The 14278-nt window shown below is 65.7% G+C and carries 12 protein-coding genes; 7 read left to right on the forward strand and 5 right to left on the reverse strand.

The features are described from left to right. Positions 1-375: 375 nt before the first annotated feature. Positions 376-2247, reverse strand: a complete 1872-nt coding sequence (locus ACPEES_RS18585) for a nitrilase-related carbon-nitrogen hydrolase (protein WP_435105109.1) — start codon at positions 2245-2247, stop codon at positions 376-378. A 267-nt stretch (positions 2248-2514) separates the two neighbouring features. Here ACPEES_RS18585 and ACPEES_RS18590 point away from each other — a divergent pair, with 267 nt between their 5' ends. The 7 genes from ACPEES_RS18590 (at position 2515) to ACPEES_RS18620 (ending at position 9782) form a co-directional block, all read left to right on the forward strand. After that, positions 2515-3441 (forward strand): ABC transporter ATP-binding protein, encoded by a 927-nt coding sequence (locus ACPEES_RS18590; RefSeq protein ID WP_435105090.1) that lies wholly within the window; start codon positions 2515-2517, stop codon positions 3439-3441. 19 nt (positions 3442-3460) lie between these two features. Beyond that, on the forward strand, positions 3461-6367 hold the full coding sequence (locus ACPEES_RS18595) for a Gldg family protein (protein WP_435105091.1): 2907 nt from the start codon (positions 3461-3463) through the stop codon (positions 6365-6367). 1 nt (position 6368) lies between these two features. Beyond that, on the forward strand, positions 6369-7346 hold the full coding sequence (locus ACPEES_RS18600) for a DUF4340 domain-containing protein (protein WP_435105092.1): 978 nt from the start codon (positions 6369-6371) through the stop codon (positions 7344-7346). A 397-nt stretch (positions 7347-7743) separates the two neighbouring features. Further along, the gene (locus ACPEES_RS18605; protein ID WP_435105093.1) at positions 7744-8151 is read left to right on the forward strand and encodes a VOC family protein; all 408 of its coding nucleotides are present in this window, start codon (positions 7744-7746) and stop codon (positions 8149-8151) included. A gap of 2 nt (positions 8152-8153) precedes the next feature. Then, the gene (locus ACPEES_RS18610) at positions 8154-8525 is read left to right on the forward strand and encodes a YciI family protein (RefSeq protein ID WP_435105095.1); all 372 of its coding nucleotides are present in this window, start codon (positions 8154-8156) and stop codon (positions 8523-8525) included. A gap of 26 nt (positions 8526-8551) precedes the next feature. Further along, positions 8552-9043 carry a VOC family protein gene (locus tag ACPEES_RS18615; protein ID WP_435105096.1) on the forward strand — a complete coding sequence of 164 codons (492 nt, stop codon included), beginning with the start codon at positions 8552-8554 and terminating at the stop codon, positions 9041-9043. Positions 9044-9068: 25 nt separating this feature from the next. Next, positions 9069-9782, forward strand: a complete 714-nt coding sequence (locus tag ACPEES_RS18620) for a DUF899 domain-containing protein (RefSeq protein ID WP_435105097.1) — start codon at positions 9069-9071, stop codon at positions 9780-9782. 190 nt (positions 9783-9972) lie between these two features. Here the strand turns inward: ACPEES_RS18620 and ACPEES_RS18625 are convergent, their stop codons facing one another. The 4 genes from ACPEES_RS18625 to ACPEES_RS18640 are packed head-to-tail and all read right to left on the reverse strand — an operon-like array spanning position 9973 to position 14272. After that, positions 9973-10737 carry a thioesterase II family protein gene (locus ACPEES_RS18625; protein ID WP_435105098.1) on the reverse strand — a complete coding sequence of 255 codons (765 nt, stop codon included), beginning with the start codon at positions 10735-10737 and terminating at the stop codon, positions 9973-9975. Beyond that, positions 10734-11954: a hypothetical protein gene (locus ACPEES_RS18630; RefSeq protein WP_435105099.1), complete on the reverse strand. Its 1221-nt coding sequence runs from the start codon at positions 11952-11954 to the stop codon at positions 10734-10736. The genes ACPEES_RS18625 and ACPEES_RS18630 overlap by 4 nt, the downstream gene beginning before the upstream one ends. Before the next feature lie 57 nt (positions 11955-12011). Further along, complete coding sequence (locus ACPEES_RS18635; protein ID WP_435105101.1) at positions 12012-13133, reverse strand: Gfo/Idh/MocA family oxidoreductase; 1122 nt, start codon at positions 13131-13133, stop codon at positions 12012-12014. After that, entirely contained in the window at positions 13127-14272 is a 1146-nt protein-coding gene (locus ACPEES_RS18640) for a saccharopine dehydrogenase NADP-binding domain-containing protein (protein ID WP_435105102.1), read from the reverse strand. The genes ACPEES_RS18635 and ACPEES_RS18640 overlap by 7 nt, the downstream gene beginning before the upstream one ends. Between the last annotated feature and the right edge of the window lie 6 nt (positions 14273-14278).

Genomic DNA, 14278 nt, shown 5'->3' on the forward strand with positions numbered 1-14278 from the left:
TTCCATGGCCGTGAGGCAGTCTCGCAAGGCCTGCCTGGCTTGGAAAAGGGGGTAGCTGTTGACAGGAATACAATCAGACGAGACCTGACACCAGCCCCAGCATCATCACAGCCAAAAATTGTGTCGACTCTGCACGCCCTTAGTGCGAACTGTTGCACAGCCGCAAGTTCGAAGTCGAGGGTCACAACAACCTTTCGTCGCAACGTTCTGGGCGTGAGCGGTGCTCAGCGCCGTGGATTTTTCCAATTTGGAACATTTTCTCGGTGCCAGTTGGCGCGAAACCGTCGAGCGGCAGGTGGGCAGGGGCAATTCGGGCGCTTTCGTGGGCGTCGGCGGTTGGTATGCAGCCCGTGACGTTGCCGGTGCTTGTCGCGTTCAGAGTCGGAAAATTCGCTCGGTTTCGCGGTCCAAGCACCAGGTTCCGGCCGTATCGCCCGCTATCCGCACGCCCCCGACCCAGCGCGTCGCGGGGGCGATGTCGAGCCAGTTCCGTTTGCCGTCGAGGAGGGCCGCGCCTGTGGTGGTCACTGCCAGTTCGCGTTGCGGCCATTCCAGGTCATCGCCGCCGTTGATGGCGAGCGCGGGTGAGTCGGCGCGAAGCAGGGGCTGGATGATCCACCAGAACATGAGATCGCCCAGGTACGGCAGGGGCTCGCGCGCCATCATGAGCTCGCGGAAGGCGCGTCCGGCCGTAATCGGGCCCAGGTCACGGACGATTTCCAGGGTGAGTTGTTCGGTGAGTCCCAGGCCGTTCTCCCGGGACGGCAGCTCCTGCAGGTGCCGACGCAGGGCGCGGCCCATCATGGGCAGTGCCGGTGTACCGGTGCGGGTGAGTGCGTCCAGCGGTTCCGGTGTGGGGGCGGTGATGGCCGACCACGCGGTTTCGCCCAAGGCGCGTTGAGCCTCCGTCACCGGTTTGCGCTGTCGCCACAGCCAGGCGAGCAGGTCCGGCGCGAGCTGGCCGATGCCGATGAAGCGTTCCACGCCGGGCACGCTGTCGACGGCGATGAGCTCGACGCGCGCGTTCGGCTGTTGCCCGCCCAGGCACTTCAGCACGTACGCGAGGATGAGCTGGTCGTAGGCGTCGTGCTCGAACCAGAGCGCGATGCGTTCGTAGCCGAATAGGTCCGCGAGGGCGTCGTACTGGCGGCGCTGGCGGGCGAGCGCATCGGCTTCATAGAGGTCGAAGGCGCCGGCGAGAAAGCGGGCGCGGGTCGCGATGAGGTCGTCGCGAGGGAGCGCGGGGACGGGGCCGATGCAGAACGGATCAGAGAACTCCAGGAACTCGCCCTGGAACCCGGCGATCCTCAGGGTGTGCTCGATATCCGAGCCGCAGCGGATATGCAGGGTGCGCAGATCGCGATCGCCTTCGTTGGCGATGTGGCGTCTGGCGAAATCCAGCGCGTCCACGTGCGCCTTGAGCTTGGGCCAGCTCGCGAAACCGCATTCCCGGGCGATGACGAACTGGGCGTCGGCCAGCCGAAAGGCGTCACGCTGGCGCGGGCGGTGCTCGGCGATACGGCGGCTGGCCGCCTCGTCACCGGCGCGGACGGCCTTGAGCAGTTCTTTGGCGCGCTTTCGCTGCTGCGCCAGGTTCAGTCGGCCGTCGAACGTCGCGGAACGCCGGCGCGGTACATTTGTGCTGGACATACGACTCCCTCGCGTTGGCCTGTGTCCGCCCGGCAGGCCGGGATTCGTATGCGGTAACGCGAATTGTGGAGCGTGGGCGCAGCCCTTTCCGCGGACGAGGACGCCGATGAGGCGTCTCGTGACGTTACGGCGGGCGCCCGTGGCGGTCAAGTTGGTCGACAATCCGGAAGCCGGGTCCAGATAGCCGTTATCGGCCGGTAGCTCCAGCGTTGGATCATCCGGCCGGAACTGGCCCCAGACGCGGTTGAGCCCCGCCGTGCCGAACCGGCGCACGCGCTCCACCTCGTCCAGGTTCAGCACGTCCGTCAGCACACCGGCACCCTGGCTGGGGATGTCGGTGCGTACGCGTCCTTCCGGATCCACGACCAGACTCTGCCCGGTGCCCGTGGGTGCGGCCGCGTTGGCACTGACCACGAACACCTGGTTGAAGATGACATGGGCCCGGACCAGAACCTGCTCCTGGGCCCGATCGCAGGTGGACGTCTGGGCCTGGTTGACGATCAACTCGGCGCCCATCCAGGCGAGTTGCCTGACGGTCTCGGGGAACCAGACGTCGTAGCACACGGTGATGCCGATGCGCGCGACGCCGGGGGATATCGAATACGCTGAAGGCGTTGCCCGGGCGGTGGGGCTCGAAGGGGCGCCAGGGGAAGCATTTCCGGTAGGCGGCTCAGGCGGAGCTGTTCTCGATGATGATGCCGCTGTTCTCGCAGGTGTCCGGCGGTCAGTAGGCGCAGACGGAGACGGCGCGTCAGCCGCTCACCTCTTTCGCCGTACCACGGAACCCCTGCCCGCGTCCTCGGGTCGAATGGAACCGGTCGTGACGACCAGGGCTAACCAACCAATAACGGCAAGGAGCCTGTCATGATCGAGGTACAATCACTCTCCCGCCGCTATGGCGATATCACCGCCGTGGACGATGTCTCGTTCAGCATCGACCGCGGCGAGGTGGTGGGGCTGCTGGGCCACAACGGCGCCGGCAAGACCACCATCATGAAGATGCTCACCGGTTACCTGGAGCCCACCGCCGGGGGCATTCGCATCGACGGCCTGGATATGGCCACCCAGCGCCGCGAGATCCAGGCACGCATCGGTTATCTCCCGGAAAACTGTCCGGTCTACCCGGAAATGACCGTCGTGGATTACCTGGACTATCACGCCGTGCTCTATGGCGTGCCCGAGGCGGACCGCCCCCATGCGATCCGCCAGTCGGTGGAACGCACCGCCCTCGGCGAGAAGGCGCTGGACCGCGTCGCCACCCTCTCCCGCGGCTACCGCCAGCGCGTGGGCGTGGCGCAGGCCATCCTCCACGGGCCGAAGGTCGTCATCCTCGACGAGCCCACCAACGGCCTGGATCCCTCCCAGATTCGCGACATGCGCGCGCTCATCCGGCGGCTCGCCGAGCACGCGACGGTGCTCGTCTCCACCCACATCCTCCAGGAGGTGCAGGCGGTCTGCGACCGGGTGCTGATGATGCGCCGCGGCCGCCTGGCCCTGGATGCGCGGCTGGACGAGCTCGGCGACGCCCCCCGTCTGCTGGTCACGCTGGATGGGGAGCCGAACCGGGTCACGTCCGTGCTCGGCGAGCTCGCCGGCGTGAGCCAGGTCGACCCGCTGGGGCCGGCACACGGTCACGGCCACCGCTACGCCGTGTCCGCCGACGGTGACGCCCGGGAGCTGGCCCCCACGCTCGCGCGGCGCGTGCAGGACGAGGGCATGGCGCTGTATGCCCTGGAGCCCGAAATGCGGGATCTAGAAACCGTATTCACCGAGATCAACAGCGTGGATTGAACGGAGGGGAATACAGGTAATGAGAGCGCTCACGCGTGTCTTCCGGCAGGAGGCCGGTGCCTACTTCTCGTCACCGGTCGCGTATCTGTTCATCGGCACGTTTCTCGCCGTCACCCTGTTCATCTTCTTCTGGGCGGAGGCCTTTTTCGCCCGCAACATCGCCGACGTCCGCCCGCTGTTCGAGTGGATGCCGATACTGCTGATCGCGCTGGTCGCGGCGCTGACCATGCGGGCGTGGAGCGAGGAACGCCGCTCCGGCACGGTGGAGGTGCTGATGACCGCGCCGGTGCCCTCTCTGGCGGTGATCGGCGGCAAGTTCCTGGCGGCGCTGAGCCTGGTGGCGGTGGCGATGCTGCTGACCCTGCCGCTGGCGCTCACCGCCGAGTTCCTCGGGCCGCTGGACCGGGGGCCGGTGATCGGCGGTTACGTGGCGACGTTGTTCCTCGCCGCCGCCTACGTGGCCATCGGGCTGTTCGTCTCCTCGCGCACGAGCAACCAGATCGTCAGCCTCATTGTCACAGTGCTCATCGGCGCGGGGCTGTACCTGCTGGGCTCGGAATGGCTGACCGCCCTCGCCCCGCCGGCGATCGCCGAGGTCATGCGCCTCGTCGGCACCGGCTCGCGGTTCGAGGCGATCACCCGTGGCGTGCTCGATCTGCGCGACGTGTACTACTACGTGAGCCTGGTGGGGCTGTTCCTGGCGCTGAACGTCTACAGCCTGGAGAAGCTGCGCTGGGGTGGTGACCGCGGCGGCGCCCGTCACCACGTCGCCTGGCGCACGGCGGTGGCGCTGGTGGCGGTGAATTTCCTCGTGGCCAATCTGTGGCTGCAGCCCATCGCCTGGGCACGCGCGGACATCACCGCGGACAACCGCTACACACTCTCCTCGGCCACGGACCTCTACCTCTCCAGCCTGGAGGAGCCGCTGGTCATTCGCGGGTACTTCAGCCGCAAGACGCACCCGCTGCTCTCCCCCCTGGTGCCGCAGATGCAGGACCTGCTGCAGGAGTACGCGGTGCGCGGCGGCGACCGGGTGAACGTGGCGTTCGTCCATCCCAAGGAGGATTCCGAGGCCATCTCCGAGGCGAGCCAACGCTACGGCATCGAGCCGGTGCCACTGCAGACGGCGAGCCGTTATGAATCCTCCGTGGTGAACGCGTACTTCAACGTGCTGGTGAAATACGGGGACAACCACGTGGTGCTGGGCCTCGATGACCTGGTGGACATCAAGGGCGGGCCCGGCGGCGACGTGCAGGTCGCCCTGCGTAATCCGGAGTACGAGATCACCAACGCCATCCGCGAGGTGATCTACCAGTGGCGAAGCGGTGGCGATCTGCTGGCCCGGCTGGACGAGCCGGTTACCTTCAAGGGCTATATCTCCGCCGACGAGCGGCTGCCGGATAAGCTCGTCACGCTGCGCAAGGATCTCGAGCGCATGCTCGAGACGATGCAGAAGGAGTCCAGCGGCAAGCTCGAGGTGGAATTCGCCGATCCGCAGGCCGATGGCGGCAAGCTCGCCGAGCGGCTGCGCTCGGAGTACGGCTTCCGGCCACTGACCACCAGCCTGCTCGGTAACGAGCGTTTCTACTTCCACATGGTTCTGCAGCAGGGCGAACGGACCGTGCCCGTGGAGCTGCCGTCCAAGCTCGAAAAGGCCGATCTGCGCAAGGCGCTGGAAGCGGGGCTGAAACGCTTCGGCGACGGCTTCACGAAGACGGTGGCCGTCTACCAGCCATCGCCCGGACCGCGCCGGCGCTTCGGCATGAGCGGCGGCCCGTCCTACCGCACCCTGATGCAGACCCTGCGGGAGAACGCGGAGGTCGTGCCGACGGATCTCTCCAAGGGCGACGTGCCCGCGGATTCGGATCTGCTGCTGGTGCTCTCGCCGAAGGATCTCGACGAAAAACAACGTTTCGCCATCGACCAGTTCCTCATGCGCGGCGGTACGGTCATCGTCGCCGGCTCGCCCATGCAGGTGCGGATCAGCCGCCGTGCGGGCGTGCAGGCGAACTCGGTGAGCACCGGCCTCGAGGACTGGCTCGCCGGCTACGGTATCAAGGTCGAGGACCGTCTCGTGCTGGACCCGCAAAGCGGCGCGCTTACACTGCCGACGCGCTCATCCGGCGGCGGCTTGCGCATGCAGACGTTGGACTACCCGTACTTCGTCGACATCCGCCAGTCGGGGCTCGCCGACCTGCCCATGCTCCGGGGCCTGAATCAGGTCACCATGGCCTGGAGCTCGCCGGTGAGCGTGGACAGCGACGAGGCCGGCGATCTCGACGTCACCCCGCTGGTGCACAGCTCTGCCCGGGCCTGGACATCGGATGCCACCGATGTGCTGCCCGACTACCAGCGCCATCCTGAGCGCGGCTTCGCCGAGCCGGAATCCCGTGGTGAGCAGACGCTGGCCGTGATGGCCGAGGGCCGCTTCACTTCCGCGTTCAAGGACCGTGAATCGCCGCTTGCGACGAGCGAAGAGAATGGCGATGAAAGCAACGGTGAGGATACGAAGAACGCGAAGGCCACCAAGGCTAACGATAACGGGGAGCCCCCCACTGTCACGTCCGTGATCGAGCACTCGCCGTCGTCGGCGCGGTTGGTGGTGTTCGGCTCCGGCAACTTCCTCTCCGACTCGGCACTGGATATCACCGCGCAGAGCAACCAGACGCGCTATCGCCAGCCCGTTCAGCTCGTCCAGAACCTGGTGGACTGGTCGCTGGAGGACCCGGCGATGCTGTCGATCCGCGGACGCAGCCAGTACTCCCGGCTGCTGCGTCCGGTCTCCGACGGCACCCGCACGGTGCTGGAGGCGACCAACTACGCCGCGGGCCTGGGCGGGCTGTTCCTGATCTTCGGCATTCACGGCGCCATGGCACGGCGGCGGCGCCGCTGGTTCGAGCGCATTCTCAACAAGGAGGAAGGCTGAGATGAACCGTGCGATCACGGCCTTGAGCGTACTGCTGGCGGCGCAGCTGGTGCTCGCCGCCGGCCTGTGGTTCACGAGCGCTGATTCGGGCGAAGCGCCGTCCCGTGACCTGATGGCGCTCACCGCCGACGAGGTCACGACGGTCAGCCTGGCGGATGCGGACGGCGAGCCGTTGAAGCTGGCCAGGACCGACGACACCTGGACACTGCCGTCCAACGACGGCTTTCCTGCGGCCACAACCCGCGTCGATGCCCTGGTGAGTGACCTCGCCGGCCTCAGTGGCCGGATACCGGTGGCGCGCTCCGAAGAGGCGTTCGAGCGCTTCCGCGTAGCCGATGACGCCTTCGAACGTCGGGTGAAGCTAAAGACGACGGATGGCAGGCAAGCCACCATGCTTATAGGCAAGTCCGCCGGCGCCGGACGCGTCTATGCACGCAACGCCGACAGCGACGCCGTCTACGAGGTGGCATTCTCGGCCCGGCGGGCGACGCCGGACCCGCAGCACTGGTATGACACGGACACCGTGGGCGTGGACCCGGCGGACGTGAAGCGGGTGTCGTTGCCGTCACTGACACTCGAACGCAAAGAGAACGGCTGGGCTCTGGCGAAACCGTCACAGGAGGGAACCGAGCTGGACGGTGGCGAGGCAGCCAGACTCGTCACCGACCTCGCCAACCCCGCGTTCGAATCGGTGAGCAAGGCGGAACCCCCTGAAGGCGAGCCAACGCTGAGCTACGCAGTGGAGACCAAAGCGGGCAAGAGCCTGCACTTCCACTACTACGCCACCAGCGAGGACGGCACCGCCGTGCTGACCCGCGAGGACCAGCCCTGGCGATACCAGGTCGCCACCAGTCAGCTCACCGCGCTCCAGGACACGAGCGTGGAAACACTGCTGGCCGGCAAGGACGCCGAGCAAGGCGACAAGAGCCAGGACACGGCGGCCAAGAACAACGAAACGGCCGGCAGCGGTCACTCTTAGCCCACGCCGTTTCGTCCTCCGCCACCGGCGGCCCATTCAGGCCGCCCGTGGCGGTTTCGCCATCATCCCTCTCGCCGCATCAGTCAGGTCGGCTGCCCCCGCAGCCGACACTCCTGTGCCCGGTAAGTCAGCCTGCGCCCCGCGCTCGCTGACCTGCGAAGTCGCCGACCGCTCGCCACAGGGGCGTGAAACCAAGCGCAACCCGCCGGCTTCGAAAGCGCCTCGATCCAGCACATTCCACGGCGGCGCCATGTTCCTACGTGACTGCAACCCCGCCGTGCCCGGACGATCTCAAAAAAATCGACCCCCGATGTCGAATCGGGGTCGGCCCGTACGACTATTCCGTGACAGCCCTCCCCCGGAGGTCGCTCTCAATCGCTACGAAGGAGTACACACAATGGCATCGGCAATCTTCGTCAATCTCCCGGTCCGGGACCTCGAGGCATCCAAAGGATTCTTCCGGCACCTGGGCTTCGACTTCAATCCGCAGTTCTCCAATGACGACGCCACCGGCATGGTGGTGGCGGACAACATCCACGTGATGCTGCTCACCGAGCCCTTCTTCCGGACCTTCACGGACAAGGCGGTGTGCGACACCCAGAGCCACACGGAAGTGCTGACCTGTCTCTCGCAGGACAGCCGCGAGGGCGTGGACCGACTCGTGCGTCTGGCCGTCGAGGCAGGCGGCCGTGTGCCTCGCGATCCGCAGGACCACGGTTTCATGTACGCCCACGCCTTCGAGGACCTGGACGGCCACACCTGGGAGCTGGTCTACATGGAGCCCAACGCGGCAGAGCAGGCCTAACCATGAAGTATCTGTGCCTGGCCTACGAGGAAGAGGCGCAGCTCAACCGGCTCACCCGTCGCGAATGGGATGAGCTGCGCACCGAGACCCTGGACTACGTCGCGGCCCTGCGCGAGCGCGGTGTCCTGGTTGACACCCACGCCCTGCGAAGTGCCACGACGGCGACGACGGTGGAGGTACGCAACCGGCAGGTCAGCGTCACCGACGGCCCGTTCATTGAAACCAAGGAACAGATCGGCGGCTACTTCCTGATCGAGGCGGACGACCTGAACCAGGCCATCTGCGTCGCCGCTGACTGGCCATCCGCGCGCATCGGCACCATTGAAGTCCGCCCCATCGTGGACGAGCTCCCCCTGGACCAGCGCTACGACTGACAATGTCGTAAACAAGGAGGAACCCCATGGCGTCCCTGTCCCACCCCATCACCCCCTGCCTGTGGTTCGACCGCCAGGCCGAAGACGCGGCCAGCTTCTATACGTCGGTCTTCGAGGGCTCCCGCATCCGGGAAATCAGCCGGTACACGGAGGAGACCGCGGCGGCCTCCGGCCAGCCGGCAGGGTCGGTTCTCACCGTGAGCTTCGAGCTCGCCGGGCAGCCGTTCCTGGCCCTCAACGGCGGCCCGTCGATTCAGCTCAATGAAGGCGTCTCGTTCACCGTCTACTGCGACACCCAGCAGGAGGTGGACTACTACTGGGACCGCCTCCGCGAAGGCGGCGACGAGTCGGCCCAGCAGTGCGGTTGGCTGAAGGATCGCTTCGGCCTGTGCTGGCAGATCGTGCCCTCGATACTGCCGCAGCTGCTCACCGGCCCCGACCCGGAGAAAGCCCGCAGGGCCCTGGCAGCCATGCTGCAGATGAAGAAGCTGGATATCGCAACACTGGAGCAGGCGTGAAACCCGCCGCGCCGGGAGCCAACCCATGAGTGACAACGCCCCCAGGACCGTAACCCGCGAGCAGTGGCTGACCGAACGTCACGCCCTGCTCAAGAAGGAAAAGGCCCTGACACGGATGCGCGATCTCGTCAGCGCGGAACGACGCCGGCTGCCGCGCGTGCGGGTGGAGACGGATTACATCTTCGACACGCCGAGCGGCAAGCAGCGCCTGGCCGACCTGTTCGGCGAGTACAGCCAGTTGATCGTCCACCACCTGATGTTCGACCCGGACTGGGACGAAGCCTGCGTGGGGTGCACCTTTCAGGCCGACCACATCGAAGGCCCGAGACCGCACCTGGCACACCAGGACACCCGGATCGTCGCCGTCTCCCGCGCCCCGTTGACCAAACTGCAGGCGTACAGGGAACGCCTCGGCTGGCAGTTCGAGTGGGTCTCGTCATACAACAGCGATTTCAACTACGACTTCGGCGTCTCGTTCACGCCCGAGCAGATCGCGTCCGGAGAAATCGACTACAACTTCGGCACCATCACCACCGACCCCCGCTACCTGCAGACCCGGGAATTGCCCGGCGTCAGCGTCTTCAGCAGAGACGAGGCCGGGCAGATCTATCACACCTACTCCACGTACGCCCGTGGCCTGGACGAGCTGATCGGCATGCACCATTACCAGGACCTGACGTCGAAGGGTCGCAGTGGCGCCAGTGGGCCGGGTCCGCTGCGACGGCGGGACGAGTACTGAGCACATTCCTCAGATGGATATGGCCACACTGGTGGCCATATCCGCAGCGCACCAGGCCATCGGACGGCAGGCGCGCCGTCCAGGACCGCGCCTAATCCGAATTGGTGTCCTGGAACGCGAATTCGCTGCATTTGTGCGTGTCATGGCGCGGTTGTTGCGATGTTGCGCCTCTTCGGCACGAACGACGCCGTCATGAAGAAAGCTGCATAAACCGACGCTTCTGTAGCGTTTCGGCAAGTTGCTTCACTAGCGCGGTTGGATCGTCGGCGAAGTAGAAATGGTCGCCGGGAAACTCACAGCACTCGAAAGGTCCCTCGCCGACGTCCCGCCAGCGTTCGGCTCCCTCTCTGGAGGTTTCGGGATCGCGATCACCGATGCACACCGTCAGTGGGCATTTCAGTGCATCGCCAGGGACGTAGCGATAAGTCTCGATCGCCTGGTAATCCGCTCGCACGATTGGAAGAAGAAACTCCAGCAACTTGGTATGGTTCAAGACCTCATCGGAAACACCATTGAGTCTTTTCAGCTCCCGGATTAGCTCGATATCCGAACTGCGATGGAGCTCACCGCCCTCAGGAATAGAAGGTGCACAACGCCCCGACACGAAAAGGTGTTCCAGCGCGATCGCATGATCCGAATACAGCCGGCGGGCAACCTCGAACGCTAAGATGGCCCCCATGCTATGGCCGAACAAGGCCAGCGGCAGCTCATTACGCGGGATCAGCGCGCGCGCTACCTGGGCGGCAAGGGTGGGTATATCCCGCACACATGGTTCCCGGATCCGTTCCTCCCGTCCCGGATACTGCACGACGATAAAATCCACCCACGGGGGCATAATCGACTGCAAGCGTCGGTAGAAACCGGCGGCGCCACCCGCGTGAGGCAGGCACACCAAGCGAACGCTCGCCCTCGGCCGGTGCTCGAAACGGCGCAGCCAACGGCCAGCGAGTGTCATCTCGGTCCCCCGGCATACATATCGGCTACGGTGTCGGAACCCATTGATGGCTGCACTTCATCGCATAGTAGCCGCGGCAACCACCAGGCGGCCATCAACCCGGCCACGCCGACGACCACATAGGTAAGCGGGATCCCCAGGGTGTCAGCAAGTTTTCCGCCAAGCATATGGGCAAGCATGTTCGCAATGGCCTCGGCGCAGTACAGGATGGAGAAGTCCGTGCCCGGTTGCTCATTCGAGGCGTGAGCCATGAAACGGGCATACACCAATACTGCCGCCATAGTGATTAGCAAATAACTTAGACTTTGAACGATGAGGGTCACGACCACGCCACCGCCGTGGATACGCAGCGAAAGGCCGAATGCCAGCCAGACGGCGCACGACATTGCCGCGAGCACGGCCACCGACTGGGCGGACGCCCAACTCCTGGCCAGCCATACCGCCAGCGCCGAACCGATCACCGCGACGACAGCGACGCAGGTGGCGTTCACGACCGATATGGTCTGAAATGCGGCGCCCTGTTCCACCAAGAGCGGATTCACTAGGGCATACCCCGCCATAGCGGGCAGCTTGTAAAGGAGCGCTGCCGCCAGCAACTGACGACTGCCAGGCCGCCGGAAAAAGCGCCGAAGCGACGCCTGCGGGACGGCTGCGGACGTGGCCCGCGGCTCGCGGAGCGCGAACACCGGCAGCAGACAGGCGCCGATGAGCGCCGAGAGCACCAGCACGCTCGAAGGCCAGCCGTGAGCGCCGTATACCGGCAGGGTCACGCAGCCTCCCAACACCATCCCGAGGGAGAATCCCCCTGTCTGCACGCCATTGGCGCCGACGTAGCCATGAGACCGCATCCCGTTGACGGCGAGCGCATCCACGGCCACATCCTGAGTGGCAAAGAGAACATTGAGCACCAACAGCAGCGCCAGAGCCGAACCGTACTGCGCAACCGGATCGAGGGTCGCCAACGCCAGCGCCACCGGTACCGCGAGCAGCTGGCAGCCGAGCACCCAACCGGCTCTCTGTCCCCTCGCCCCCAGCCCGGGCACGCGCCAACGATCCAGAAGCGGCGCCCACAGAAACTTGAACGCCCAAGGCAACAGCAGCACGCCCAATTGCCCGATAGCAGCAAGATCCATTCCGCGACTGCGCAGAAGCACCGGCAAAGCAATCATGGAGAATCCCAACGGCAAACCCTGCGCGACGTACAGACTGCCCAGCACGAGCAGTAACCGGTGGCGGGCCGTGGGCACCGACTCGAGACTCGCAGAGGTCATGCATCAATCTCCCATGCCTGTTGCCGCCGGCGGCCTCGGTGTCTCCGTATCCGAGGCGAACGCCGCAACCTCCCGGGCGGATAGCACGGCGGGACGAGCCCCCTCGATCAACTCCGGCTCACCCAGTTGGCTCATCGCCTGCTGCCAGGCTCGGCACAGAGACAGGTCGTACTGTGCGATGATGCTATCCTCCGCGCCGGATTCCACATCCCCCCAGAGTTTGCGCAGCGCACGTCGCGGCGCCTGCGGCCAGAGGTCATGGACGATTGAATGGAACGATGGGGCCGTGGACTCACCGATGGGCTCGGCACTGGCGGCGGCAAGCAGGTCCTTGTCCGGCCCCGACGGGGCTGCGGCCCCGGTGGGCGATACGTGAAAGCGCGGACTCCAGTACAGCGGCCCGTGGGTGTTCAGTAGCGTCAGGTTGCCGCCCTCAGCCCCCACGCACAGCCGGTGCATCAAATGAAAGCCATTGTCCGGATCACGGGGATCGAGCTGATTCTGTATCCGCAGGGTCAGCGGCACGCCGGCGATGCTGCCCTGAAGCACACGAAACGGCGAAGAAGCGGATGGGGCGGCTGGTGCTTCGAGGACGCATGGACTCAGCCCCCCGAGAGCCCTGCCCAGTATGTCGAACAGGGCGCAAGCCACCTGCACCCCGGCGGCGGCATCTGCAAACAGTGGTCTCTGATGCGCTGCCAGAGCGCGCACCGTATCGATGAACCTGCGGACCGGCGGCAGGTGTACGTAGTGCGTGTTCAGCCGATAGCGAACTCCGTAACGCCGGGCAGTGCGAAGGTTCTCAGCGAGTTCGTCGTGATGCAGGGGATGCTCTTGAACTACGTGGATGCCACGGGCCATGAGCGCCCTGGCCAACTCCGAGCCAACACCACCAACAATCCCGGCACGCACCACGACGCAGGCGATGTCCACGTCCGCCGGCAACGCTTCCACCGAGTCGAAGAGAGGCACATCGTACGCCTCGGCGCATGCACGTGAACGCTCACTGCCCCGCCCCAGCACCCCGGCCAACTCGAAGGGGAAACGCCGGTCGCGAAAGGCTGCCAGGTAGACCCGTCCGAAGGTGGTCCCGCAGACCACAACCCGTGGTTTGCCACTCAACATACACCTTCCTCGAACCAGTCCGATGCGGCGGGTTCGCCATCGAGAAAGCGGTACTCGGTGACGACCGGAGAACGCCGCAGTGCCACGTCGGCCCGCCCCGGCGTAAGCGCCTCGGCGAAGTAGGACAAACCGCACGGCAACTGACCATCGAGGATCTCCGTCACTGCCAACGACGCCGCCAATGCGGTCAGTCGGTATCCATCACGCGCATGAACGCCGAGGCCGACACTGACGCTCTGCCCCTCGTGCTCACCGGCCATCTCGAAGAACATCACCTGGTACGGTGACAGTCCGGCCAGATCCAGCTCGGAGGCTCGCACCAGCCCATCGCGGGCATCGTCGAGCGTGAGCGAGCCATCCGGCTCTCGCGCCTGCCATTGCGCCAGAACCCGGAGGACACGTTCGGCGGGGAAGACATTGAACGAGCTCAGCTCGTCGAGCTGCAACGCCTCCGCCAGTCGCTCCATCTCCGCGCTCAGAAACGGATGCGCGTCACTGCGTGCGGGGAAAAGCGGCAGCTCGACATCACTTAGCGCGCTTGCGGCCCGTGATACACGCCGGCCGTCGCGCCACAGGGCACCAGACTCACCGTGGCCGTTCTCCAGGCTGCTCAGAAAATCCCGAGCCGCCGCCGGCGTGAAGCGCTGCAAGCCACCGCAGTAGGCAGTCAACCGCCGTGGTCGCTGGACTCGGCGCCTGGCCAGATTGCGGGGCAGCAGCCCGGTGAGTCCGGGCATCATGCCCGCGGAGAGCACCACACGGCGCCCTTCCCCATCCAGCCACGGGCTTTCTGGCATCAGCCGTTCGTAGACCGGCTCGTCGCCGGCCACGTCCACATAGTCGGCCCCATTACACAGTGCTGCGTGGGCGACCCGGTCGAGCACTTCGCACGAGGGGCCCGCACAATTCACCACGACCTCGCAGTCACGGCAGAATGCCGTTAGCGAGTCAACGTCGAACGCATCCACCGGGCAACGCTCGAATTCGCATTCGGACATTTCCAACCGGGCGGCAGATAGATGATGAGGCTCACGAGCCCCCAGACGCAGCCGTGTGCCGGGCAGCCCGGCCAGCTCCTGCGCCAGCGCTGCGCCCACAGCGCCAGACGCGCCGACGATGCCTATCGTCCGTGACTCCATTAGCCG

It is taken from the genome of Arhodomonas sp. AD133, assembly GCF_051195215.1.
In the GTDB taxonomy this organism is placed as follows: Bacteria; Pseudomonadota; Gammaproteobacteria; order Nitrococcales; family Nitrococcaceae; genus Arhodomonas.